General features: G+C 68.2%; 19 protein-coding genes. 14 read left to right on the top strand and 5 right to left on the bottom strand.

The window, feature by feature from the left end:
• Positions 1 to 24: 24 nt before the first annotated feature.
• Positions 25 to 195 carry a hypothetical protein gene (locus HRU76_08705; GenBank protein QOJ17655.1) on the bottom strand — a complete coding sequence of 57 codons (171 nt, stop codon included), beginning with the start codon at positions 193 to 195 and terminating at the stop codon, positions 25 to 27.
• A 148-nt stretch (positions 196 to 343) separates the two neighbouring features.
• On the opposite strand from HRU76_08705, the gene nadA reads away from it, so the two are divergent.
• Together nadA and HRU76_08715 are read left to right on the top strand one after the other, a co-directional pair.
• Positions 344 to 1,597, top strand: a complete 1,254-nt coding sequence (gene nadA / locus HRU76_08710; GenBank protein ID QOJ17656.1) for a quinolinate synthase NadA — start codon at positions 344 to 346, stop codon at positions 1,595 to 1,597.
• Positions 1,598 to 1,718: 121 nt separating this feature from the next.
• Positions 1,719 to 5,942 (top strand): hypothetical protein, encoded by a 4,224-nt coding sequence (locus tag HRU76_08715; GenBank protein ID QOJ17657.1) that lies wholly within the window; start codon positions 1,719 to 1,721, stop codon positions 5,940 to 5,942.
• A 96-nt stretch (positions 5,943 to 6,038) separates the two neighbouring features.
• Here the strand turns inward: HRU76_08715 and HRU76_08720 are convergent, their stop codons facing one another.
• Complete coding sequence (locus HRU76_08720; protein ID QOJ17658.1) at positions 6,039 to 7,772, bottom strand: FHA domain-containing protein; 1,734 nt, start codon at positions 7,770 to 7,772, stop codon at positions 6,039 to 6,041.
• Positions 7,773 to 7,841: 69 nt separating this feature from the next.
• Here HRU76_08720 and holA point away from each other — a divergent pair, with 69 nt between their 5' ends.
• Both holA and HRU76_08730 read left to right on the top strand, forming a co-directional pair.
• Complete coding sequence (holA, locus tag HRU76_08725) at positions 7,842 to 8,867, top strand: DNA polymerase III subunit delta (protein ID QOJ17659.1); 1,026 nt, start codon at positions 7,842 to 7,844, stop codon at positions 8,865 to 8,867.
• 60 nt (positions 8,868 to 8,927) lie between these two features.
• Positions 8,928 to 10,235 carry a hypothetical protein gene (locus HRU76_08730; protein QOJ17660.1) on the top strand — a complete coding sequence of 436 codons (1,308 nt, stop codon included), beginning with the start codon at positions 8,928 to 8,930 and terminating at the stop codon, positions 10,233 to 10,235.
• 4 nt (positions 10,236 to 10,239) lie between these two features.
• On the opposite strand, the gene HRU76_08735 is transcribed toward HRU76_08730, so the two are convergent.
• Complete coding sequence (locus HRU76_08735) at positions 10,240 to 10,941, bottom strand: zf-TFIIB domain-containing protein (protein ID QOJ17661.1); 702 nt, start codon at positions 10,939 to 10,941, stop codon at positions 10,240 to 10,242.
• Between the two features lie 119 nt (positions 10,942 to 11,060).
• On the opposite strand from HRU76_08735, the gene HRU76_08740 reads away from it, so the two are divergent.
• Positions 11,061 to 12,020, top strand: a complete 960-nt coding sequence (locus HRU76_08740) for an aspartate carbamoyltransferase catalytic subunit (GenBank protein ID QOJ17662.1) — start codon at positions 11,061 to 11,063, stop codon at positions 12,018 to 12,020.
• Positions 12,021 to 12,081: 61 nt separating this feature from the next.
• Here the strand turns inward: HRU76_08740 and HRU76_08745 are convergent, their stop codons facing one another.
• Positions 12,082 to 12,942 (bottom strand): metallophosphoesterase, encoded by an 861-nt coding sequence (locus tag HRU76_08745; GenBank protein QOJ17663.1) that lies wholly within the window; start codon positions 12,940 to 12,942, stop codon positions 12,082 to 12,084.
• Positions 12,943 to 13,023: 81 nt separating this feature from the next.
• Here HRU76_08745 and arfB point away from each other — a divergent pair, with 81 nt between their 5' ends.
• Positions 13,024 to 13,491 carry an aminoacyl-tRNA hydrolase gene (gene arfB, locus HRU76_08750; protein ID QOJ17664.1) on the top strand — a complete coding sequence of 156 codons (468 nt, stop codon included), beginning with the start codon at positions 13,024 to 13,026 and terminating at the stop codon, positions 13,489 to 13,491.
• A 189-nt stretch (positions 13,492 to 13,680) separates the two neighbouring features.
• Here the strand turns inward: arfB and HRU76_08755 are convergent, their stop codons facing one another.
• Entirely contained in the window at positions 13,681 to 16,365 is a 2,685-nt protein-coding gene (locus tag HRU76_08755; GenBank protein ID QOJ17665.1) for a DNA translocase FtsK, read from the bottom strand.
• A 273-nt stretch (positions 16,366 to 16,638) separates the two neighbouring features.
• Here HRU76_08755 and HRU76_08760 point away from each other — a divergent pair, with 273 nt between their 5' ends.
• The 8 genes from HRU76_08760 to HRU76_08795 all read left to right on the top strand — a co-directional run bounded on the left by HRU76_08760 (position 16,639) and on the right by HRU76_08795 (position 25,377).
• Positions 16,639 to 17,073, top strand: a complete 435-nt coding sequence (locus tag HRU76_08760) for a beta-hydroxyacyl-ACP dehydratase (GenBank protein ID QOJ17666.1) — start codon at positions 16,639 to 16,641, stop codon at positions 17,071 to 17,073.
• 142 nt (positions 17,074 to 17,215) lie between these two features.
• A complete protein-coding gene (locus HRU76_08765) occupies positions 17,216 to 17,611 on the top strand; it encodes an acyl carrier protein (protein QOJ17667.1) in 396 nt (131 codons plus the stop codon).
• A 6-nt stretch (positions 17,612 to 17,617) separates the two neighbouring features.
• Positions 17,618 to 18,136: a beta-hydroxyacyl-ACP dehydratase gene (locus HRU76_08770; GenBank protein ID QOJ17668.1), complete on the top strand. Its 519-nt coding sequence runs from the start codon at positions 17,618 to 17,620 to the stop codon at positions 18,134 to 18,136.
• Between the two features lie 388 nt (positions 18,137 to 18,524).
• Positions 18,525 to 19,094, top strand: coding sequence for a pantetheine-phosphate adenylyltransferase (coaD, locus tag HRU76_08775; GenBank protein ID QOJ17669.1), 570 nt, complete (start codon positions 18,525 to 18,527; stop codon positions 19,092 to 19,094).
• Between the two features lie 68 nt (positions 19,095 to 19,162).
• Positions 19,163 to 19,849: a hypothetical protein gene (locus HRU76_08780; protein ID QOJ17670.1), complete on the top strand. Its 687-nt coding sequence runs from the start codon at positions 19,163 to 19,165 to the stop codon at positions 19,847 to 19,849.
• A 163-nt stretch (positions 19,850 to 20,012) separates the two neighbouring features.
• Positions 20,013 to 21,923, top strand: a complete 1,911-nt coding sequence (locus tag HRU76_08785) for a hypothetical protein (GenBank protein ID QOJ17671.1) — start codon at positions 20,013 to 20,015, stop codon at positions 21,921 to 21,923.
• 136 nt (positions 21,924 to 22,059) lie between these two features.
• Positions 22,060 to 23,631: a VWA domain-containing protein gene (locus HRU76_08790; protein ID QOJ17672.1), complete on the top strand. Its 1,572-nt coding sequence runs from the start codon at positions 22,060 to 22,062 to the stop codon at positions 23,629 to 23,631.
• 81 nt (positions 23,632 to 23,712) lie between these two features.
• Positions 23,713 to 25,377 (top strand): cation:proton antiporter, encoded by a 1,665-nt coding sequence (locus tag HRU76_08795; protein QOJ19149.1) that lies wholly within the window; start codon positions 23,713 to 23,715, stop codon positions 25,375 to 25,377.
• The last annotated feature ends 23 nt before the right edge of the window (positions 25,378 to 25,400 follow it).

Below are 25,400 nucleotides of genomic sequence, written 5' to 3' on the forward strand. Positions count from 1 at the left end.
AGCGACAGGATCGCGGGAATTGTTCTATCGCAGTGGTCGTCCGTGCAGGGTGATCCGCTGAGGTCGGGACTTGGCGGGCCTTCCGCCCGAGCCATGACACCCGCCGTGTCCAGCGGCCCACGAGCGCCACCAACGCCGCGCCAGGTACGTCGCGGCGGTCAGGACGATCAGGATGACCAGCGCGGCTTCCAGCATGGGTGGGCGTCATGGAATTGAAAGACCGGCGCAGGAAAGCGCTTGGAATGAGTGTATCTCCATACCGCGCTGGTGCGAGGCGATGCGCTGAACCCGTGCCGACGGGCCGTCGTAGCACTCCTAGGATTGCCGCATCCGGGAGCCCCCCATGCTCTGGCAGCCCGCCCTTCCCGAACGCTACCGCACCATGTCCGATGACGATCTCGCCCGCGCCATCCAGGCGCGAAAGCGGGAACTGGGAAACGACCTGCTCATCCTCGGCCACCACTACCAGCAGGACGACGTGATTCAGCACGCCGACCTGACGGGCGACTCGCTGAAACTCAGCCAGCTGGCCGCCGAGGAGTCCGTGAAGCGGGGCACGAAGTACCTCGTGTTCTGCGGCGTTCATTTCATGGCGGAGACCGCCGACATTCTGACGGACGAATCGGTGCGCGTGATTCTGCCCGATCTGTCCGCCGGCTGCTCGATGGCCGACATGGCCGAGTACGACGACGCGGTGGAGGCATGGGAGACGATCGAGCGGGTGGTGGGGGAAGGCCGTCAGCCGTCAGCCGCCGGCCGGAAGCCGCGTGCCGGCGGTCCGCGCGCCCGGCTCATTCCCATCACCTACGTCAACTCCTCCGCGGCGGTGAAGGCCTTCGTGGGCCGGCATGGCGGGGCGTGCTGCACCAGTTCCAACGCGAAGCGCGTCTTCGAGTGGGCGCTGAAAGGCGGTGAGGCGGATGATGGTGCGGAGAACATCAAGATTCTCTTTCTCCCCGATCAGCACCTGGGGCGCAACACCGCCTCGTCGTTCGGCCTGCTGACCGAAGTGGACGAGGCCGCGGGGCGCGGGCGCTCGCAGACGCGCGTGTGGAACCCGAAGAAGCCGGGCGGCGGGTTGACGGATGACGAGATCCGCGAGGCGAAGGTGCTGCTCTGGGCGGGGCACTGCTCCGTCCACAAGCTCTTCCGGCCCGAGCATGTTGACCAGATTCGCGCCGCCTACGCCGAGAGGGGCGGCATCACCGTGCTGGTGCATCCCGAGTGCTGCAAGGAAGTGGTGGACAAGGCCGATCTTTCCGGTTCAACCGAGTACATCATCCGACAAATCGAGAAGGCGAAACCCGGCTCCAACTGGGCGGTGGGCACCGAGTTTCACCTGGTGAACCGTCTGGCCGCCGCCGCGAAGCAGCGCGGCGTCAACGTGCGCATTCTCAGCGAGTGTCAGTGCCTCTGCACCACGATGTACCGCATCGACCAGCCCCACCTGCTGTGGACGCTTGACAATCTCGCGGAAGGGCGCGTGGTCAACGAGGTGCGCGTGCATCCCGAGGCCCGTGAGTGGGCGCGGGCGGCGCTGGAACGGATGCTCTCGCTGGTGGGCGAGCGCCTGGCGTCTCCCGCATTGGTGGACTGACGGGGGACTTCGGAGCCGCGTGAGCCAGGTCGCGCTCCGCGATCATTCGCCTTTCACGCGCCTCCGGCAGACAATGCAGGGCGGGCGCCGGGGAATCAACCGATCAGGAGGGGTGTGACGCATGTCGCAGCCGCCGCGAGGGAAGAGTCGTTTCAAGCGGGTCATCACATGGTGCGCCGCGGGGCTGGCGGCGCTGGTCGTCTTCGTCGTGCTCCTGCCCACGCTCATCTCGTGGGGGCTGTTCCAGGGGTTCATCACCGACGCCATCCAGTCCCGCATCGACGGGCGGGCCGAGATCAAGGGGTTGTCGCTGGGCTGGTTCAGCGGACAGCGCGTGGAAGGGCTGTCGATCGTCTCGGCGGACCGGGACACCACCATCGACGCCAATGTATCGCTCGACAAGGGGCTGCTGGGGCTGATGTTCGCCGGCGGCGATTATGGCGCCATCCGCCTCTCGGGGGAGATGAGCGCCATGCGCTACGAGGATGGAACGACCAGTTTCGAGCGCCTGCTCAAGTCCGCTGACCCCGGCAAGCCCGCGCCGCCCGAAGCATCATCGTCCGGTCCGCCCCATCTGCGGGCGCGGCTGCTGGTCGAGGGGCTGACCATCAAGGTGCGCGACCGGACGATCGACCAGAACCTGGCGCTCAACGACCTGCGGGCCGACGTGGACCTTGATCTTGCGCAGGCGATCACGTTTGACCTGCGCTCGGGCACGCGCGTGGGGGCGACGGAGGGCCGCCTGGAGGCGCGAGGCAAGGTAGTCGATCCCTTCACGCCCGAAGGGGCGTTCAACGTGGACGGACTGATCGTCACGGTGGACGCCACGATTCAGTCGTTTCCCGTGGCCATGCTCGAAGCGCTCACGGGCCTGGGCTCGCGGCTGTCCACGGTCGCGGGCGACGTGCTGGAGCGGGCGACCGTCAACGTCGACGGCGATTTGGAGCGCGCCGCCGTGGTCTTCTCGGTCGCGGCGCCCCGGCTGAACGTGGACGGCAAGGCGAACCTGCAGGACGGGCGGCTCATCGTCAGGCAGGGCAGCCCCGTGACCATGCGGCTGATGCCGCGCGACGACACGCTCGGCGCCTGGCTGCCCGCCGACCTGGCCAGGACGATGGGGCTGCACAGCCGCCCGTCGCTCGCGCCGGGCGCGGGGGGCGAGCCGACCAGCATCGAAGTGCGCATCGACGCGGCGTCGATCAACGTGCCGCGGAGCGGAGGCGGACTCAACCTGACGCGCGGCAGCGTGGATGCGAGCATCATCACGCGCAGCGCCCGCGTGGACCTGCCCGGTCACCCGGACGTGCAGGTGATCGATCTGAGCGGGCTGACCCTGCGCGTGAGCGCGTCGGACCTGTCCAGGCAGGTGGATGTCTCGATCGACCTGAGCGCCACCGTCAACCAGTTCCAGCCGACCACCGTCACGGCGTCGCTGGCGGCGATCGAGATGCTCTCGCCCGCCGGCGCGTTCGCGTTCGATCCGGCGCGGCTGGCGGGTACGTTCAAGGCCACGCGCCTGCCCGCGGTGATGGCCCAGCGCTTCCTGTCGGGTACGCCGGTGGTCATCGAGCGCGACCTGGGCCCGACGCTGGACGTGGAGGCCGCCTTTGCGCAGGGTGAAACGCGGGCGATTTCGCTCAGCGCCGCCGCCGCCAACCTGGTGGCGCGGGTGGAGGCGGACGTGGACTCCAAGGGAGGGTTGAACGGACGCACCCTGGTGGTGGAGACGGACCTGCGACCCGAACTGGTGGCGGGTTTCGCGGGCGAGCGGGGCCTGCGCCTGCCCCGGCGGCTTCGGGCGTCATTCGATCAGTTCACACTCCCCGCGATGGGAGGAGCCGCCGCGTTTGATCCCTACGTCATCGCGGCGCGGGGGGAAGTGACGCTGACCGGCCAGCCGATCATCGTCAACCCCGCGCTGCCGCCGGTGGATGTGACGTCGTTGCGGCTGGGGCTGAGCACGCCGGGGGCGCGGCAGCGGGTGGGGCTGACGGGTTCGATCGTCGCGGAAGGGGCGACAATCAACCTGGATCAGTCGATCTCGGGCCTCATCAACGCCTCGGGGGCGGTGGATGCGCTCAACTGCACCCCGGTGGGCACGCTGTCGGTGGCCAACATCACGCCGGGGCTGATCTCGCGTTTCGCGCCGGACCTGCCACCCGTTGTGGCGGCGCACCTCAACGGCGCGCTGGGATTGACGGTGGAGACCCGGCCAGCGGGGCGCGACCTGCTGGCGGTCGTGCGCGTGGAAAGCCCCGGACTGGGCGCGAACCTGACCACCCGGCGCACCGAGACGGAAGTGCTGCTGGAGAGCGGCACAGTTCGGACCGCGCTGCGGCCCGAAGTGGTGTCGATGGTGCTCAATCCGGCGGAAGACGAGGAGGCGGGAGGCGCCGGGGGGGCGCCGCCCAACCCCATGCAGGTGTCGTCGGAGAGCATCGTGGCCACGTTCAAGCCCGCGCGGCTGTTCACACGCGCGGGGGGCTCGTATGCCGCCGATGTGGGCGGGTTCGAGGCCGATCTGCGCGTCTCGGACATTCGGGTCGCCAACGCGCCGGGGCTGCCGGAGACAGAGGTGCTGCTGCTGCGGCGCATCACCGCCGCGGTAACCGGAGTTCTGGGCGAGCGGATGTCGATCGGCGTGAAGGGCGACGCCCTGGTCCGCGCCGACGCCCGTCAGCGCAAGGTGGCGGACGTGGCCTACGACCTGCGCGTGGCCCGCGACGCGGGGGGCGTGTTCCGTCCCGCCGCCACGCTCAACTTCACCGAGTTCGACGTGGTCATGCTGGAGCCGCTCCTGGGGTATCCGTCCGGCGACCTGCGCCGCTGGCTGGGGGATGCCGGCGCCCTGCGGCTGGAGGCGACGGTGCTCGACAACGGTGGCTACCGCGCGATCCTGGCGCCGGCCTTCCCGCACTTCACGGGCACGTTCACCGCCAGCGCCGACGCCGACACCGTGCGCGTCACCTCGGATCGAACGGCGATCACGCTGACGGCGGCGGCGGCGGCGTCCCTGCTCAACCCCAGCCACGCCGAGGGCGCGCCGGCGCCGACGGTTCAGCATTCGGTGGCGGCGGACGTGCCGATGTCGCTGACCATCCGTGAGTTCTCACTGCCCGCCCAGGCGCTGTCGCTGCTCCGTCCGCAACTGCCCTCGACCCGCGCCAAGATCGACATTCAGCTCAATGCGACGCGCCCCGTGTCGATCACCCGGCGCGACCTGGCCGCCGGCGCGTCGGACACCATCACGCTCAACCGCTTCGACGTCAAGGTGCTGTGCGACGATCTGGCCATCGGTCCGAAGGTGCAGCTGCTGGGGGTGCTGCGCGGCACGGGCGACGAATCGACGATCCCCGAATCGGAGCGATCCACGCTCAACGCTACGCTCACGCTGCGGCGGCTGGTGGACGAGGAGCGGCGGCTGGTCTTCGAGAAGGGCGCGCTTGACGCCGACATTCGCGTCAACAGGTTCCCCACATGGCTTGTCGATGCGTACTCGGGGCGCAACTCGCTGCTGGTGGACGCCCTGGGGCCGACGGTCAGCGCCGATATCCGCACGCGTGGCCTGTCGGCGACCACGGGCCGCATCAACGCTTCGCTCGACGCGGCCAACGGCTCCACGGCGCGCACCGCGCTGGCGGTGGGGGAGAAGCGGTACATCCTGCAGCGGGACCAGCCCACCACCGCCTCCCTGGAGTGGACGGAGTCGCTCCGCAAGCGGGTGCTGTACCAGATTCACACCATCTTCGCCGACATCCGGACGGTGGAGAAGCCCATCCAGGTCACGATCACGCAGGCGAGCGTCCCCTCGGACAACGACCTGTCGAAACTCAACGCCGACATCACGATCTCGGTGGGCGCGGTGGAGTTCGAGAGCGGCTCGCAGTTCCTCAAGATTCTGCAGTACGTGAACACGCAGCGGCGCGACACGATCCCCGGCCACGTGGGCGACCTGGTCGTCCAGATCCGCAACGGCGTGCTGGCTTACGAGAACTTCGTCATTTCCATCGGCGGCGACCGGGGCGACCGGCAGCGGCTGGTCTTCGCCGGCAACGTGGACCTTGGCCGGAAGGTCGTCAACGCCATCGTGGCGGCGTACCCGGTGGCGGACATCCGCAACTCGATCGAAGGCCTGCGCTTCGTGCCCGACGGCGTGAGCGTGGGCGTCAAGTTCTCCGGCCCGTTGTACGACGCCAGGGGCGAGCCGCTGCCGCTCAAGACCGAACCCATCATCGACGTGAAGATGGAGGACATCATCAAGCAGCAGGTGAAGGACAAGTTGCCGAAGCTGCCGGACGTGCCGGGTCGCCTGGGTGACCTCTTCAGACGCGACGGGGGCGGATGAGCGCAAGGCGATCAGCGCCAGGAGCGACGCCGCCGTTCGTCGTCGGCGTGAGGTGATCGTGTACGTTCCCGACCAGTGATGTGCCTCCCACGTCGGTTATCCGGTCGACCAGCGTGAATCGTCCAGCCCGCCTGAACCGTGTCCCCGCGGGGCGCGGGTGTCGGATGAGTCAGCCCGCTGGCGATCGGAAGGCAGCCAGAGGATGAAAAGCGCGCCTCCCTTCGCCGCGCCGTCACCCTCGGCGGGCGGCGCGAGCGTGATATCGCCCCCGTGCTCGCGCGCCAGTTTGCGGGCCACGGCCAGGCCCAGCCCCGTGCCGCGCTGGCCCTTGGTGGACTGGAACGGTTCGAAGATGAGATCCCGCATCGGCTCGGGCACGCCCGGGCCGTTGTCGCCCACGTGAATCTCGGCCCGGTGCTGGGCGGCGTCGAACCGCGTGCGCAGCGTGATCACGCCCTTGCGGTCGGACACGGCTTCCATGGCGTTGGTCAGCAGGTTCATCAGCGCCTGGTGGATCATGCCGGGGTCGGCGGGGATGGGCGGCATCGACTCGTCCAGATCCTGGATGATGGCGATGCTTCGCTTGCGGCACGCTTCCTGCACCAGCTCCACCGCCTCGGCGACGATGGCGTGCAGGTTCTCCAGCTCGATCTCCGGCTCGCGGTGCTTGGAGAAGGCGAGCATGTTCATGGTGAGCGAGTAGATTCGGTCGAGGTTGCGGGCCACGATGGGCCAGGCGTCGCGGGCCATCTTCAGGTCGCCCTTGTTCAGGGCCAGTTCCACCGCGTCGGCCCCGCCGCGCAGCCCCTGCAGGATGTTCTTGGTCGAGTGGCTCAATGAAGCGACGGTCTCGCCGATCGCCGCCAGTCGCTCGGTGCCCACGCGGGCGCGGATGAGTTCCGCGGTCTGCAGCGCCAGGCCGGTGTGCATGCCGATGGCGGCCATGAGCCGCAACTGCTCCTCGCTGAAGGAGAAGTTGGCGACGCTGGAGTCGATGTGGATAACGCCGAAGATTCGGTCGCCGGTGCGGATGGGCACGCAGATGGCGCTGCGGATGCCGTAGCGCATCACCGAGTCCCCCGAGCGGAATCGCTGGTCGTTCATGGCGTTGGTGGCCAGAATCCCTTCGCCCTTGCGAAGCGTGTGCTGCACGATGGTGCGGCTGACGGGAATGTGGCCCTCGTCCAGCGTGCGCGGCCGCTCACGGTAGCGGATCACCACCGGGTCGGGCCTCGCCGCCGGGTCGCTCTGCAGCAGGATGAAGCCGCGGTCGGGCGTGAACTCGCGGAAGATCAGGTCCATCACCTGGTTGAGCAGTTCATCGCGATCGACGGTGCGGCTGATGATCGCGGTCACGTCGTAGATGATGCGCAGGTGGCGGATGGCGCTGCCTCGGGCCTCGGCGAGCGCCTGCTCGGCGGATTGGTCCGGCGCCGCCAATCCGTCCAGCCCCGCGTCGCCGGGCACGGTGCGCTCCACGGTGGCGTCCATGTCCTCCGGTCCGACCACGCGGATGGGGCTGGAGGGGCGCGTCTCGCCCGGTTCGAGCCCGAAGAGGAAGAGCGTCGAGCCGCAGCGGATCTGGTCGCCGGGCGCGAGCTTCACCCGCGTGGTGATGCGCTCGCCGTTCACCCAGGTGCCGTTGGCGCTGTCGATGTCGCGCACGTACCAGTCGCGTCCGTCCGGCGTGAGCTCGGCGTGACGTCGGCTGACGCTCCGATCGGTGATGGGCAGCGCCTCGGTGGAGCGCCCGATCAACTGCGGCTCGTTGTCCGGCAGCGTGAAGCGCTTGCCTCGATCGGGGCCTTGGAGGACGTGGAGGGAGAGCATCGACGGGATTCTAAGCGTGGCGCATTCCAGCCGACTGGCGGCCGCGCCCCTGCCGGGTACCATCCGCGCATGGCCAAACGGTCCGCCGCCAAGTCGGGCTCGCTCACCGGCGACATGCGTCTCGTGGTGCTCTCCGGCAAGGAGCACTTTCTGCTCACCGAGCGCACCCGCCAGCTCACCGCCGCGCTGGAGGAGAAGCATGGCGACGTGGGCGTCTTCCGCTTCGACGGCGCCGCGGCGACCCTTGCCGACGTGCTCGATGAACTGCGAAGTTACGGGCTGATGCAGGGGTACAAGCTGGTCATCGTGGATGACGCCGACGAGTTCATGAAGAAGGGGGACGGCGAGTACCGCAGGGCGATGGAGCGATACGCCGCCGCCCCCGTGGACCACGCCACGCTGCTGCTGCGGGCGGACGTGTGGTACGCGGGCAACTTTGACAAGTCGTGCGACGCGGTCATCAAGTGCGAGGAGCTCAAGCCCGACGCCGCCGCCCAGTGGTGCGTGGAGCGGGCGAACGGCGAATACGGCATCACCATGCGGCTCGAGGCCGCCGTCCTGCTCGTGGACCGGCTCGGGTGCGGCCTGGTGCGGCTGGACACCGAGATCGCCAAGCTGGGTTCGATGGTCGAGCCGGGAGCCGTCATCACCCGCGATCTGGTCGCCCAGATGGTGGGCAAGAGCCGGGAGGAGCAGGGGTGGGAGATTCAGTCCGCCGTGCTTTCGGGTGACCCGGGCCACGCCCTGGCCAAGACCCGCGAGCTGCTGGAGGTTTCCCGCGCGCCCGTGGAGCTGCTGATGTGGTCGCTCATGGACCTCTGCCGCAAGCTGCATGGAACATCCCGCCTGCTGGCGGAGCGCACTCCGCCGTTCGAAGTCAAGAAGCGGATGAAACTCTGGGGGCCGGGCGGCGACGCCTTTCTTGATGCCGCCCGCGCGGGCACGCCCCACCGATTCGCGCAACTTCTGCGTCAGGTGGTCGAACGCGATGTGAAGGTCAAGACCGGCCAGTTGACAGGCGAGCGGAATGTTGAAGCATTGGCGACCCTTCTGGCCGATCGACTGTCAGGCGCTTCGGCCGTCGCGTCGCGATGATGTCGCGTGCGCGGCGGTTCCCGATCCGGAGGATCGGTCCCAGGTGCAGGAGGCACAGCCGTGATCCGCTCGCTGTTCAATCGTCACTCGGGCCGCCTGTTCGGGGCGGCCATGGTCGCGCTCATCGCCGGATGCGGAGGCGACAAGCAGTCATCCAGCCGCCCGATGGGCGAGGCCAGACCGCTTGACCTCGAGGCCGCGGCGGCGGGCGGCTCGCGCACGGCCGCCGGGCCGGCCAATGCGGACCAGTCCGGGCCGCTCACCCCCGAACAGATCGCCACCCAGTTCGAACGCGATCAGCAGGCGTTCCTCGCCATGCGGCGCCAGCGCGAAGGGCAGGTGGATGGCGCCGCGGGCACGACGACCGGCGCGCTTCCCGCCGCGCCGCAGACTCCACCCGTGTCCTCCGGCTCCAGCCGCGTGGTCTTCAACGACCAGGCGGGCGGCTCGTCCGGCCAGTCCAGCACGGGTTCAGCCGTCGCGTCGCCGTCGGGCATGGCTTCGCCGACCGGCGCTTCGCCTGGCGCGTCAGGCGGCCCTGCGTGGAACCCCAACAACCCCTTCGGACGCCCCTCGGGGTCGGGTGACACGGTCGCCGCCGGCGCCGTGGAGGAGATGAACGCCGGGGGCGGCAGCGTGGAGGAGCGTCTGCGCACCGCGATGGTGTCGCTGCGCCGGGAGTTGTCGCAGCACGCCTCGTACGATGAATCGCCCCTGCGGCACTATCTCGTGATGGCGGCGCTCTCGCTGGTGGACCCGGAGCGGGAGATCAATCCGGAAGCGCTCTACGACCTCGACGGGCAGGAGCGCGACCTGCTGCGCGCCTATCAGGCGTTCTTCCGGAAGCTGGGCACGGAACTGAAGGGCAGCCGCAGCGACGCCGCGCTGGTCGCGCTGCTCGATGAACTCAAGATGGCGATCACGGACCAGGGACCGCTGAAGATCGCCCGAGCCGAACTCTGCACCAGCGTGGAGGGCTTCGGACGCTTCGAGACGTTCGACAAGTACGCCTTCCTGGCGGGCACGGCCCAGCCGGTGGTCATCTACACCGAGATTGAGGAGTTCACCAGCGTCCAGAACCAGAAGGGCGAGTGGGTCACCGACCTGTGGCAGGAACTGGTCATCTACAACACCCACGACAACCTGCCCATCTGGCACCAGGAGTGGCGGGCCGCGCCGGACGTGTCATCGAGAAAGCGGACGGACTTCTTCATCTCCTATGTCATCACGCTGCCCGAGCGGCTCACCGTGGGGCAGTACACGCTGAAGGTGCGCGTGCGGGACGAGAAGTCGGGGCTGATCGCCGAGTCGGGCATCCCGTTCTCCATCGTGGCGGATCCGAAACTGGCGGCGAAGGTGCCGCGGTAGTTGATCAGGGACTCTCCTCCACCCCCCGATCCTTCAGATACGCCAGCAGCGTCGATCGCTCCGGGTGGCCATCAATCCAGGCGCGGATGCGGCGGATCTCGTGGTACACTTCGGTCCCGAGTTTCCGCTCGTAGATCGCCTCCAGCGCCTGCTGTGCTTCCTCCTGCCGAAGTCGCAGCTGCCACGGCTCGGAGAAGACCCGGTGCAGGTCGCGGTGGAGACCCTGCCTCCGCAGCACTTCCCACTCGTCCCGGTCCAGCCACACCCCGTTGCAGTGGTTGCAGCGATCGACCTGAAAGTCGATGTCGTGGGCCACGCGGTAGCGGATCATCAGGTGCCCGCACTCGGGGCAGAGTTTCGCCTTGCGCGACCCCGCCACGGTGACGCCAGAGGAGGGTTTTCGCGTCACCGCAGATTCGCCCGACAAGCGAGCGGCGGTGTTCGCCGTCGGAATCCGCCCGGACGTGGGGGAAGGCGACGGCGCGGACTCCTCCTCGGCCGTCTCGACCGCCTGCGGGCGGTCATCCGGATCGGACGGGGGGGTCGGCGGCCGTGCCGAGCCGGGTTCGTCGAACGTCGCCACCCAGTCCAGGTAGGCCGCGCTCGCCACCCAGTGACCGCCGCATCCGGCGCAGGCATGGGCGGGCGGACCGGCGTCCAGGCGAACCGGCTGCAGGGGGGCGGACTTGCATGATGGGCACTGCATGGACTTCTCCGACACGGCGGATACGGGCGTGAACAGCCGGATCACGTCATCATCCACCGGCGACCCGAGGCGAGGGCGGCGCGTGTCATCCGACCACCTTCAGGATACCATCCGCCACCATGCCGCTGACGCTCAGGCGATCGGGCCACCTGCTGGGACTGGACGGCGTCTCCCGCGACGAGATTGTCGCCCTGCTGGATGACGCGGTGCGGCTGTCCACGGTCGCGTCGGGCCGGCAACCGCCGCTGGACGTGCTGCGCCACCGCACCGTCGCCAACATCTTCTTCGAGAACTCCACGCGCACGCGATGCAGTTTCGCCCTTGCGGCGCGGCGGCTTGGGGCCGATGTGCTGGACATCATGGGGGAGACCACCAGCCAGAGCAAGGGCGAGACGCTGCTCGATACCTGCCGCAACCTGGAGGCGATGGGCGTGGACGCCTTCGTCATTCGCACCTCGGCTTCCGGCGCGCCGCACCAGGTGGCGGCGCGGCTTTCCAAGCCCGTCATCAACGCCGGCGACGGGCGGCACGAGCACCCCACGCAGGGCCTGCTGGATGTGATGACCCTGCGCGAGCGCCTGGGCGATCTGGCGGGCCGCACCATCACCATCGTGGGCGACATCGCCAACAGCCGCGTCGCCCGATCGGCTCTGTTCGGTCTGACCACGATGGGCGCGCACGTGGTGCTGGTGGGTCCGCCTCCGCTGGCCCCGGCCTCGATGGAGCGGCTGCCGGTGCAGGATGGCAGCATCAAGGTGCTCCGCGACCTGGACGCCGTACTGCCCGCGTCCGACGCGGTGATGATGCTGCGCGTGCAGTTCGAGCGTGCGGCGGGCGAGGCCATTGCTTCCGTGGACGAGTACCGCCGTCGCTACGGATTGTCGCCCGACCGCGTGCGCACGCTGCCGCCCCATGCGGTGATCCTGCACCCCGGTCCCATCAATCGCGGGCTGGAGCTGGAGAGCGAAGTGGCGGATGACCCGGCGCGCAGCGTGATCCTGCAACAGGTGGCCAACGGCGTGGCGGTGCGGATGGCGGTGCTGAAGTCTCTGCTGGCGGACGACCCTGCTGGCCGATAGCCCTCACCCTCGCCCATTCCCAGGTGTGGAGTGTGTGTGCGGCGCTGCAAGCGGTTGATGATCACGCCGCCGCGCATCGCATGGTGATCATGGCGATCTCCGGCGGGCAGTTCACCCGCAGCGGAAACCACGCGCCGACCCCGGTGGTGACGTACAGGTGGCTGCCGTTCTCCTCGAACAGGCCGGCGCGGCGTTTCTGCGTGAAGGCCAGGTTGGCGTTGGGACGGTTCTTGATGGCGATCTGACCGCCGTGCGTGTGACCGGAGAGGGTCAGCGGGATGCCCATTTTCGACGCCTGCTGGAAGGCGCGGGGATTGTGGGCCAGCAGCAGGTCGCGTCCCGCACCCAGACGCTCGACGTGCGCGGCACAGGCCTTCTGCGAGCGGGCCCAGTCAATGCCGCCCACCGACAGCCGCGCGCCGCGGCGGCTCAATTCAATCGAGCGGTTGCGCAGCACGGTCATGCCGGCCTTCTCGGCCATGCGCACCACGACCCGCTCATCATCCAGTTCATCGTGATTGCCGAGCACCAGCAGGGAGCCCATCGGCGCGCCGGTCTCGGCGAGGGCCTTGAGCAGCGGCTCCGCGCCGGCGGCGTGAAGATCCACCACGTCGCCCGTGCAGGCCACCAGGTCGGGCGACTGATCCGCCAGCAGCGAGACTATTTCGATGCCTCGCTCCAGGGGCAGCAGGTCGCCGAGGTGGAAATCGCTCACGTGAGCAATGCGCAGTCCGTCCAGCGCCGCAGGCCAGCGCGGATTGACGATCTCAATCTCGCGGATCGCCACCGGGCGGGCGATGTGCCGCCTGGTCAGCCGACCACCGGTCAGCCGGTGCGGGCCGCTCGTGAACAGAAAGTGCCGCAGACGCGCGCGGTGATACTTGGCGCTCTTCTTCCCCGGTTGCTGCGGTCGGGTGCTCATGCAGGTTCCATCGGCATGACAGAATCGAATCAACAGGTCTACGCTCTTCGGACCAGCCCTGTTCGACCCGCGAGGAACGGTATGACCGACGACCACGACGCACAACCGGTGGGGGATGGCGGCCACCTTGCCCTGGCGCCGGGTGTCACCGTGCCCCGCAAGGCCTTGCGGTTCGCGTATTCCCGCTCCTCAGGCCCGGGTGGACAGAACGTCAACAAGGTCAACACCAAGGCGGAAGTTCGCGTGTCCCTGCGGGACATGCAGGGGTTGGACGCGGCGGGGTTGGAACGGCTCCGCGCCGTGGCGGGCAGCCGCGTCACCCGCGACGATGAACTGGTCCTGACCTGCGATGAGTCGCGCTCGCAACGGATGAATCGGGAGATCGTGCTGGAGCGGCTGCGCCTGCTGGTGGTGCAGGCCGCACGCCCGCCGCGCATGCGCAAGAAACGCAGGCCATCGCGGGCCGTGAAGCAGCGCCGACTGGAGAGCAAGCGACGGCGCGGCGAAACCAAGGCGCGGCGAACGTGGCGCGACCGCGCGGATGGGTGAGGGGCATGCGCGGATCACCACGTGTTCACCGGTATGCGTGTGTGTGTGGGGGCGCCAGACTGTCCGTGATCGGTTGTCGGGGGCCGATCCGTCTCGTTCTGACGGGATGAGTCGTGATGGTCCGCGCGGACTCGGTTCCCCCTTCTCGCAGCGCCGACGACGCGGCGCCTGATGCCTCGTGCTTACTCCCTACATCCGATACTCGTCTCCGTACTCATCCGGTACTCTGCGATCGTCGTCCGTGTCGAACGGCGCATCGTCGTTGCCGACCAGGGCTGGGGCGTCGCCTGATTCGTCGTTCTGGAAGATGGTGCCCTCGGCCTCCTGCTGGGCTTCAAGGCGTTTCATCTCCTCCCACTCCTCCAGCGTGATGAGCACATCCCGCGCCACTGAGCCGCGGTGCTCGCCCAGGATGCCCGCCAGACCCATCTGATCGACCAGGCGCGAGGCCCGCGAGTAGCCGATGGCCAGCCGCCGCTGCAGCAGCGAGACGGAGCCGCGGCCGGACTCGATCATCACCTTCACGGCTTCGTCGAAGAGCGGGTCGCGTTCGTTGGCGTCCAGTCCGCCCTCGCCCGCGTCGCCATCCCCACCCTGACCGGGTCGGATGGTGAGCAGCGCCCGCTCGAAGGTGGGAGCGGCGACCTCCTTGAGGAACTTGGCCACCTTGCGGATCTCGTTGTCGGTCACGAGCGTGCCCTGAGCGCGTTTCACCTCGCTGGTGTGCGGGGCCAGGAACATCATGTCGCCCTGCCCCAGCAGCAGCTCCGCGCCCTTCTGGTCGAGCACGATGCGTGAGTCCATGCCCGAGGCCACCTTGAACGAGACGCGGCAGGGCATGTTGGACTTGATCAGACCCGTCACCACGTTGGCCTGAGGCCGCTGCGTCGCCAGCACCAGGTGAATGCCCACCGCGCGGGCCTTCTGCGCGATGCGCACGATCGAGTGCTCCACTTCCTTGTTGGTCATCATCAGGTCGGCCAGTTCGTCGATGATGAAGACCATGAAGGGCAGCTTCTTGGGAATCTTGGCCCGCTCCAGGTCGTTCTGCGGCTGGAAGCGCTCGTAGAGCTCCTCCTCGGTCAGCGCGTTGTAGCCGCCGATGTCGCGCACGCCCGCCTCGGAGAGCAGTTCGTACCGTTCCTCCATCTTGGTGACGGCCCATTCGAGGATGGCCGCCGCCTTGCTCATCTCCGTCACCACCGGGCACATCAGGTGGGGGATGTTCTGGAACTGGCTCAGTTCGACCATCTTGGGGTCCACCAGCACCAGTTTCAGTTCATCCGGGCGCTTGGTGTAGAGCCACGACATGATGATCGAGTTCATGCACACGCTCTTGCCCGAGCCGGTGGTGCCGGCGATGAGCATGTGGGGCATGCGGCAGAGGTCGGAGACCAGCGGCTCGCCCGAGGCGTCCTTGCCGAGGAACATGGGCAGGCCCATCTTGTCGGCGTGTCCGCCGGACATGAGCTCCTTCAGCCGGACCTTCTCCTTCTGCAGGTTGGGCACCTCGATGCCAATGGCCGTCTTGCCCGCGATGTTGGGCACGATGCGGATGTTCTGCGCCCGCAGCGACCGGGCGAGGTCCGACGCCACCGCCGTCACCTTGGCCACCTTGGTGCCGGGAGACAGTTCAACGGCGTACAGCGTGACCACCGGGCCGGAGTCGATGCCGACCACCTCGCCGTCGATGCCATAGGTGCGCAGCGACTCCTCCAGCACCTGCGCCTGGTCACGGACGAACTTCTCCAGCCGCTCGGAGTAGTTGGTTTCGGGATCCTCCAGCAGGGAGAGCGGCGGGAACTGGTAACTCTCGAAGTTGGGTTCCTGCGGCTCGCGGGGGATGTCGGCGTCCTTGGCGATGGCGGTGTTCTTGCCCGCCATGCGCACGGGCAGTCTGGCGATCTTGGCCTTCAGTTCCTCGCGGGAGAGTTGCTTGCGTTCCGGCCGCGCCGGTTCGATCAGGCCGATCGGCTCTTCCGCGTCGTCGTCCGGCTCCGAGGGAGCCGTCGCCGCCGGCTTCTGCTCGATGAGCGCCTTGGGCGCCTCGGTGACGGGGCCCACGGGCTCGTCGATCTCGTGCTCTTCGGGCACGAAGGATTCGACCCCCCCGACGCCCCCGGCATCCGGGTCGATGGCGACGGGATCGGTGGGTTTCTTCTTACCACGCCTGTTCCTTGTTTCGCTGGCGGTTTCCTCCGCCGAGCCGTCCGTTGAGGCGGCGCGGGCGTCCACCCCGCCGAAGCCGGGGATCGACAGCCGGGGCATCGATACCTGCGGCAGCGGGATCGACCGCACCTTGCGCGTGAACTTGAGCGTCCGCCACACGGCGCGGGGCAGGGCGAGCACAACTTCATCCATGGCCACGATCGCGCCCACCAGGAACGTGGCGGCGACGAACAGAAACGTGCCCAGCACGTTGAATCGCCCCGCAAGCTCCCCCGTCACGTAGATGCCGAAGAACCCGCCCGAGACCGACCCCAGCGGTCCAACCGTGGGCGCGATCAGGGCGTGCAGCGCGGCGAAGGCGATCGACATGAGCACCAGCCCGATCGCCCGCAGCACCGGCTGGGTGACGCGCCGGCCCGTGGCCGTCACGCCCAGGAAGCCCGCCAGCCCCAGCAGCAGCACCCACGCACCCAGTCCGAGCACGAGGTAGCCGTGGTAGGCAATCGACGCCCCCACCGGGCCGCACCAGTTGCGCACCGGATCATTCCACGGGGCGGCGGCGTGCGTGGGTGGATCCGCCGGGTGAAAACTCACCAGCGACCCCAGCAGGAACAGCCACGCCCCCAGGCCGATCACCCAGCCGATGCGGCGGGCGATGGAGGGGGCCGGCAGGATCTCCGACTCCGGTTTCTTGCGCGCACTCATTGCGGATCAGGGCCTCACGTCGTCAAAGGTCTGATATCGGCGAGAGCCATGCGCGCCGGACAGAAAGGGGGCGGCATGGTGCGGCGCAGGAATTGCGCGGCGAAGCGATCAACCGACATGGCGCCGCATCTGATGACTGTCGAAGAGATGTCGGATGATCACAGGCGAGACGCCTGTGCCACTGAATGAGAGGCGGAACGCCAGTGCCGCCCCCAGGGGGTGGTCGTTGGGTGCTTGCGTTTCCGCCCCGCCGCCCCTACCGTCACCCCTTCCATGAAGTTCGTCCTCATCGACCACATCGTGGAGCAGACGGCCGACCGGATCGTGGCGGTCAAACAGGTGTCGCTGGCCGAGGAATACCTGCAGGACCACTTCCCGTCGTTCCCGGTGCTGCCGGGCGTGTTGATGATCGAGGCCATGACGCAGGCGGCGCGGGCCATGCTCGCCCCGCGCGGCAACCCGCGACTGGTGCTGGGCGAGGTGAAGGCCCTGAAGTTCGGCAACATGGTGCGCCCCGGTGAGCAACTGGAGATCGAGGTGGGACTGGTCAAGGACGCGGGGGACGGTTCGTACGTGTGCAGGGGTACCGGGCGTGTCCGACGTGCGGGTCAGGCCCAAACGGATGCCGCCGGAGACGCGACAGCCGTATCCGGTCGGTTTACCATGCGGCCCGTGAGCGAATGGGTAGCACGGAGGACTGAGGACTGATGGGTTCTCGGTTCTTGGTTTCAATATGGCCCAATGCCCGGCGCCTGATGCCTTCGTCTGACCGCTGATCTCCTTTACTCTCTGTGTCCTCCGTGCCCTCTGTGGTGAACAATCCCGCTCCAATCAACCGGAGATCGACTGCATGACGCGTGATGAAATCTATGAGAAGGTCAAGGGCGTCCTCGAGGAGGCCCTGGGCGTGGATGAGGACGAGATCACGCCCCAGGCGTCGCTGACCAGCGACCTGGGCGCCGAGTCCATCGACGTGCTGGACATCCAGTTCCGGCTTGAGAAGACCTTCTCGACGCCCGCCAGGCCGTTCAAGGTGGCTCAGGGCGAGCTCTTTCCCGAGAACCTGATGGAGAACCCGGAGTGGGTGGCCGGCGGCAGGTTCACCGATGCGGGCATGAAGATGCTCCGCGAACGCATGCCCCACGTGGACTTCTCAAAGTTCGAGGGCGATCGAGAGGTGGCCAAGGTCGCTGAGCACATCACCGTGGAATCGCTGGTGGACTTTGTCGCGCGAAAACTGGGGTGACGCCCCATGCGCTGGATGTGGATCGACCAGATCGTCGCCTACGAAGCCGACCGGCGCCTGGTCGCGGTGAAGTGCGTCTCGCTGGCGGAGGAGCATCTGCACGACCACTTCGACGCGGCGGGCGGCCTTCCCGCCATGCCCATCATGCCCGCGTCGCTGATGATCGAGGGCATGGCCCAGACGGCGGGCATCCTGGTCGGCTCCGTCAACCGCTTCCGCGAGAAAGTCATCCTCGCCAAGGTGGTGCGGGCGGAGCTGGACGCCGACGTGACGCCCGGAATGAACATTCAGTACGACGCGACCATCGAGCGAATGGACACGCTGGGCGCCTCGACCACGGGCATCGTGCGCGTCACCACGCCGGTGTCCGGCGCTTGGGCCGAGATCGGGCGCGTGGACCTGATGTTCAGCCACATCGACCGCAACCTGGCGGGGATCGAGTTCCCAGAGGAGAACTTCGTGTTCAGCGACAACTTCCGCACCATCTTGCGCACCGCAGGGCTTGAAACGCTGGCTGATGGCTGAAGGGTCTTGCCGGAGAGTCAACCACAGGACAAAGACGGCGGCCGTCGCTCACGCGAGGGCCGCCGTCGGGACCGGAACACCCCCGGAGTGGCCCGGAGTTCCCCCGGAACTCCCCGGCATCTCCGGCCGTCCGGCGTCGCAGAAAATGCCCCGATCGAGGAGGCGATCCGACCGGGGCCGATCCAGGGCTCATGCCCACCCGATCACCTCCATCATCCAATCCCCGATCCCCATCTCCAAACGCTGCGCATGGTTTGCGCCGCAACGGCGCCGGCCGCATGGGTTCGGCAAGTTGCGCGGACTGGAAGGGCTTGGGCGGCGCCTTGAGCGGGTGGGTGCGACTGGTCACGGACGCCCAATTCACCGCCGCCTCACGTACAATCCGCCCATGCCCACCAGCACGCCCCACGTGGCGGTGTATCCCGGTTCGTTCGACCCCATCACGCTGGGGCATCTGGATGTGGTCCGGCGCGCCCGCCGCATGTTCGACGGGCTGGTCGTCGCCATCGGCCACAACCCCGACAAGCCCGCCCTCTTTTCCTACGAGGAGCGACTGGACATCGCCACCCGCCTGATCCGGGAGATGCTGGAAGTCGAGCCGCAGGGCTGCCCCGTGCGCGTGGAGCACTACACGGGGCTGACCGTGGACTTCGCCCGGCGCACCGGGGCGGTGGCGATCCTGCGGGGCATCCGCAACGTGAGCGACGTGGCCTACGAGTGCCAGATCGCCATCACCAACCGCCACGTGGCGGATGTGGAGACGGTGTTCATCGTCACCGGCGAGGCGTACGCCTACACCAGTTCGTCGCTCATCAAGCAGATCGCGGCCTTCGGCGGCCCGCTGGAGCGTCTGCGGTCGATCGTCCCGCCGCTGGTCATCGAGCGACTGCGCGAGAAACTCAACGACCCCAAGCACCCGATCCGGCGGATGGCGCAGGATCAGATGACGGATTCGTGATTCCGCGCCGGCAAGGTCGTCGTGAGCGATCCCAGTTGACGCAGGGGCGACCCCTACCATCCACCCCCATGGACGCCACCTACCGCATCATCTCGATCGGGGCCTTCGCCGCCCATCCGCTGTGGAACGAGCAGGGCGCACAGCGCACCGCGCACGCCACCACCACGCTCATCGAGGCGGGCAAGGCGAGGATTCTCGTCGATCCCTCACTCCCGACCCAGGTGCTGGCGGCGCGTCTCAGCGAGCGGGCCAATCTCACCCCCGGCGACATCACGCACGTGTTTCTGACTTCGTTCGAGCCGATGCGCCGCCGCGGGCTGGCGGCGTTCGAGCAGGCGGCATGGCTCGTGAGCGAGCGTGAGCGCGAGGCGATCGGCGTGGCGATGATCGAGCGTCTTTCCGTCGCCGAGGAGGCGGGCGATGCGCCCGTGCGCGACCTGCTGCGCTCGGAGATCGCGATTCTGCAGCGCTGTCAGCCCGCGCCGGACTCGATTGCTCCCGGTGTGGACCTGTTTCCCCTTCCGGGGGTTACGCCCGGCACGTGCGGCCTGCTGCTGCCGACCTCCCGCGCTACGGTCCTCATTTGCGGCGACGCGGTGGCCTCCGTCGAGCACCTCGAGCAGGGAAAGGTGCTGCCCACCTGCGCCGACCGCGAGCAGGCGCATGAGTCCTTCCGCGAGGCGATTGAGATCGCCGATGTGCTCGTACTGGGGCGCGACAACTATGTTGTCAACCCGTTGCGCCGGGGGGTGTGACCCAGAGCCCACCGCCTGAGGGACGCTCCGGCGAGCAACGTCCGTGTGGAAGACGTACTCCCCCGATGTGACAGTGAGCCGCGACCGTGAGGGAGCGGTCGGTCGAACATCAGCGCGCCAAGCCGCTTCGATCCTGTTCACGCTCCGTGCCGTATCATCGGTCATGGGCGTCTCTCAGATGTGCTGCGCGGTTTTCGCCCTGCTTGCCGTGGCGCCCGCCGCAGCAACTCAGGTCGCGCCGCCTGACTGGGTGGAGCGTCTGTCGGCACGACTACGGCAGACTGACGCTCGGCAGACGATCGTCGATCAGGTCGTGCTCGTCACCGACGAGCGCGAGTTCATCAGCGAGATCGCCCGTTGGACGCCCGAGCGCCGCTGGCCGGTGCTCTTTCAGGATGACGTGTACGCGCCCATGTTCATCCGGCGATTCCAGCCGCGAACCGTGCTGCTCAGCGAGTCGCGCTCCGAGCCGGACGTGCCGCCCGAGGAGTTGAAACGGCTGCTGGAAGAGGCGCTCCTGAAGTCATGGGGAGGCGATCCGAGGCGGGACACGCTGGCCCGATGCTTCGCCGAGCGCGGGCACGCACCGGCGGGAGCGGCCTTGGCCTCGCCCCGCGATCCCGCATGGCCCGCGGCGCTGGCGCTCGCGGCGGGTCGGGGCCAGCCGATCCTGTGGCTGGAGGACGACCTGGGTCGCATCAATCAGTCGATGGACCGGCTGACCGCCGAGCGGCTGTTCGCCCGCCAGGTTGAGTTGCTGCGCCAGGCCGGCTGGTCCTTCGACGCGCTGGGGGATGACATCGAAGCGATCACCATCTGCCGCTCGATGTCGCCGCGCGTCGAGGTGGGAGTCGATGGCGCGGGCGATCAGGATCACCGCGCCATCACCGACCTGATGGGTCGCCTGCCGGACGGCTCGCGGTTCGCCTTTGCGGGATGGATCTTCGGTGACGAAGCGCGCTCCGCGTATGCGGCGATGTGCTCGCTCTTCCTGCCGCGCGAGCGCGCGGTGCTGGCCAACACCTACCCCGTCGATCAGGGGGCGTGGGGCGCGTATGACACCGCGCCGGCGGGAGCGGCGCTTCAGCAGGCGGGATGGCGGATCACGGCACATGGCGGACGCGACATGACGGCCCAGGCGTGGATCGCGCGCCTGCCCGGCGGGATGAGCGGCGACGTGCTGCTGATGAACACCAAGGGCAACTCGACCTTCTTCGAGATGGTCGGCGGCGATCGATGCCACAGCGTCGATGCGCCCGTGCTCAACGAGCCGATGGCCGTCCACTTCATTCACAGCTGGTCGGCGATGCAGCCCGGCGGCGGCGCGACGGTCGGGGGGCGCTTCCTCGAACATGGCGCCTACGCCTACGTGGGTTCGGTGCAGGAGCCGGGACTGGGCGGGTTCGTGCGGCCGCGCGAGGTGGCGGATCGACTGATCGCGGGCGTGCCGTTCCTCATCGCGGCGCGTCACTGGGGGGCAACGGTGTGGCGCATCAATACGCATGGCGATCCGTTGATGACCTGCGGGCCGCGATCCACCGCGCGAGCCGATGGGACCCCGCGGGATGGGTTGATCGACCTGCGCGAGCGCTTGAAGGACGTGCTGCGCGAGGCGGAATCCAGTCGCAGCGCGGCGAAGTTCGCCGAGGCGGTGCGGCTCGCCCACCTGCTCGGCGAGGATCAGATCGCGTTTCGCACCTGGCAGCACGCCCGCGAGCGTCGGCTGGAAGGCGACGCCTCGCGCTGGGTGCTGCCCGCGCTGTTTCGACTTCGCCGAAGTGCGGACTTCCTCGACGCGTGGGATATGACGCTGCAGCCCACCGACCTCGATCGCGACATGCTCTGGCACCTGCTCACGCCTCGCCTCGGCGGCAACGTGGATGAGCGGCTCCTGACCACGCTTCGGAACAACATCCGCGGTCCGATGACCCATGCCGACCTGGCCCGGCTGGCGCCCGTTCTGCGGGCCGCGTTCGGGGCGGCGTATGTCAACACCCTCATTGACCGTGAACTGGCGAACACGAACAACCCCATGAACCGTCGGGAGCTGGAGCGGCTGAAGCGGGGGAGATGAGTGATCCGGCGAGCGGGGCGATCATCCGCCGTCACCCGTCACCCGTCACCCGGCGGTCCTTCCGTTCGTTCTTCGCCTGCCGCCGATCGTTTGGGCGTCTGTACAATCAGTCGATGTGCGAATGCGAGTGCACTCCATGATGCGATCCGCTCGTTGCGTCGGTCTGGCAATGGGGCTGCTGTGCGCCGGCACGTGGCTGACGTGGCCTGTCCTGTCGCAGAATCCGCCGCAGCGCACGCCGCCCGCGAGACAACCGGAGAAGCCCCCGGCTGAGCCGCGCGAGGCGCCTCCGATGGATGCGCCGCCGGCCTCTTCCACCGAAGCCGACGATCCCAACGTCGAGCGCCAGTGGTGGCGCGAGGCCGACGTCGAGGAGAAGGCCGTCATCGGCGAGATGCTTCGCAGCGATGACTGGGCGTTCCGGGCGCTGGCGCTGATGCGGCTGGATCGCTTCCGCGGGCCGGAAGTGGACGCGATGCTCGCCGACGCGCTGGATGATCCGACGTGGCAGGTGCGGTGCTTCGCCATCCGCCATGCGTGGAAGCACGGCGTGGCCATCGACGGATCACGCTACGCGAAGGAGGATGACCCGCGCGTCCTGCGCACCGCGCTGGCGTTCGGCGTGGAGGCGCCGGCGAAGGTCGTCGAGCAGACGGGATCGCGCCTGCTGCGGACGCGATCGGTGGACGCGCTGATCGTGGGCATCGAACTGGGCGCCGCCTGCCGCAGCGACGAGGTGCGGCGCGAGGCGACGCAGCGGGCCCTCACGCTGGTGCGCAACATGGACCCGGTGGTGGCGGGCGTCATCGGGCGGCGGCTGGCGCGGGTGTTTCAGATTGATCCCGCGCCGCCCGACGCCCTGGCGTGGCGACGCTGGGTGGCGGGCGCGCCGAAGAACTACGTCCTCCCGCCTCTCGCCGCCCCGGGCCAGCGCACGGACAAGTCGCTGGTGTCGATGGTCGACGCCGACACGTTCGTGCGGCTGCGCGACTACATGGGCGTGCTGCGGCGGCGCAACCTGGAGATGGTCATCGCGGTGGACGCCACCAACTCCATGACGCCCGTCATCGACGAAGTGAAGGCCGACGTGGATGCGCTGATCCTGTTTCTCACCGACATTTCATCCACCCTCAAACTGGGCATGGTGGCGTACCGTGATCACGACAACCCCGGCAAGCTCATCGAGGGGCATCCCTTCACGACCAATGTCGATTCGCTGCGCCACTTCCTCTTCGGGCTTCAGACGCCGGGTGGTCCGACGTTTCCAGAGGCGGTGCTGGCCGGCGTGCAGGCGTGCGGGCCGCGACAGTTTCCGTGGAGTGAACGGGCGGAGCGCGAGATCATCCTGATCGGCGACGCGCCGCCCCACGATCACGAGAGTTCGGAGCTGCGGGCGACCCTGGAGTGGTATCGCCAGAACGGTCTGACCGTGCACGCGGTCCACGTGCCCATGCAGTGGCCGGCGGGGTACCTGCGGTCGCTGCCGCGGGCGCAGGCGGAGCAGCAGGAGGCATGGCGTCAGGATTACAACATCGCCACCCGCCGGGCGTTCAGCGACATCGCCAGCATCGGCGGCGGGCAGCTGGTCGAGTTCGACGCCTCGCGGCAGACGCACCTGGTGCGCTCGATCATGAAGCTGACGCTCGAGCCGGAGTGGTGGCCCTACTTCGATGACTTCTATGACGGCTACCTCGATCTGTGTCGGTAGGAGGCGCCCGATCGAGGGACTTTCCCGCCGCTGGGTTGATTGGGCGGCGCGGTATCATCCGCCATGCCGTTCCTGCAGCCGATGCTCGACACCCCGTTCGGCGAGATCGCCGCGATCCTGCTGATCGCGGCGGTGGTGGGCGTGATCGGCGCCCTGATGCGCCAGCCGCTCATTGTGGCGTTCATCGCGGTGGGCATTCTCGTCGGTCCCTCGGCGCTTCATCTGGTCCGCCACGCCGAGGAACTGGAGCTGCTCGCCTCCATCGGCATCGCGGTGCTGCTGTTCCTCGTGGGGCTGCGGCTGGACGTGAGCGTCATCCGCACCATGGGTCCGGTGTCGCTGGCGACCGGTCTGGGGCAGGTGGGCTTCACGTCGATCATCGGGTTCTTCCTGTGCCTGCTGCTGGGGATGAGCGTCGCGGCGTCGGTGTACGTGGCGGTGGCGCTGACGTTCTCGAGCACGATCATCATCGTGAAGCTCCTCAGCGACAAGCACGAGATCGACGCGCTGCACGGGCGAATCGCGGTGGGGTTCCTGATCGTGCAGGACATCGTGGTGGTGCTGGCGATGATCGCGCTGTCGGCCTTCGGCGGCGCGGGGGCCGACGGCGACGGGCAGCCGCCGCTGGGGCGCGCCCTGCTGGTGCTGGCCCGAGGACTGGGGATGCTGGGCGTGGTGGCGCTGATGATGCGATACGTGCTGCCCCATCTGACGCGCATGATGGCCAGGCACCAGGAACTGCTGATTCTGTTCGCCATCGCGTGGGCGGTGGCGCTGGCGGCGACGGGAGAGGCGATGGGCACCTCGCGCGAGGTGGGCGCCTTCCTGGCTGGGGTGTCGCTGGCCTCCACGCCCTACCGCGACGCCATCGGCGGACGCCTGGTCAGTCTGCGCGACTTCCTTCTCCTGTTCTTCTTCATCAACCTCGGCGCCACGCTCGACCTGTCGCAGATCCGGGGCGACCTGCTGCCGGCGGCGGTGCTGAGCATCTTCGTGCTGGTGGGCAACCCGCTCATCGTGATGGTGATCATGGGCGCGATGGGCTACCGGCGGCGCACCGGCTTTCTGGCCGGGCTGACCGTGGCGCAGATCAGCGAGTTCTCGCTGATTCTCGGCGCGCTGGGCGTGTCGCTCGGACACATCGACCCGTCCGTGATGGGCGTCATCACGCTCGTGGGGCTGATCACCATCGGGCTGAGCACGTACATGATCCTCTACTCCCACCCGCTGTTCGAGCGCGTGGCGCCGCTTCTGGGCGTGTTTGAAAAGGCACAACCGTACCGTGAGTCGGCTGATTCAGACCAGATGGCCGTGCAGCCGGATGTCATCGTGTTCGGACTGGGACGGTACGGTTCGAACATCGCCCACCGGCTCGAGCAGCGCGGACTCCGGGTGCTGGGGGTGGATTTCGATCCCCAGGTCATCCGGCGCTGGCGCGATGAAGGCCGGTCGGCTCAGTACGGCGACGCGGAGGATCCCGAGTTCGCCGCCACGCTGCCGCTCGCGCGGGCGACGTGGGTCATCAGCACCATGCCGCAACTGCACGTGAACCAGGCGCTGCTTTCCGCGCTGCACGAACAGAGGTACGCCGGCTCCGTGGCGGCAACCGCGCACCACCACCACGACGCCAGGCGGCTGGAGCAGCTCGGCGCCAAGGTCGTGCTGCTGCCGTTCTCCGATGCCGCGGAGGAAGCCGTGGACCGAATTCTCGGCGAAGCGCCGCAGGACAACAAGCCGCGACCGTGAGGGATCGGTTTCCTCCTGTCCGC

It is taken from the genome of Phycisphaeraceae bacterium (genome assembly GCA_015709595.1).
Lineage (GTDB): Bacteria > Planctomycetota > Phycisphaerae > Phycisphaerales > SM1A02 > CAADGA01.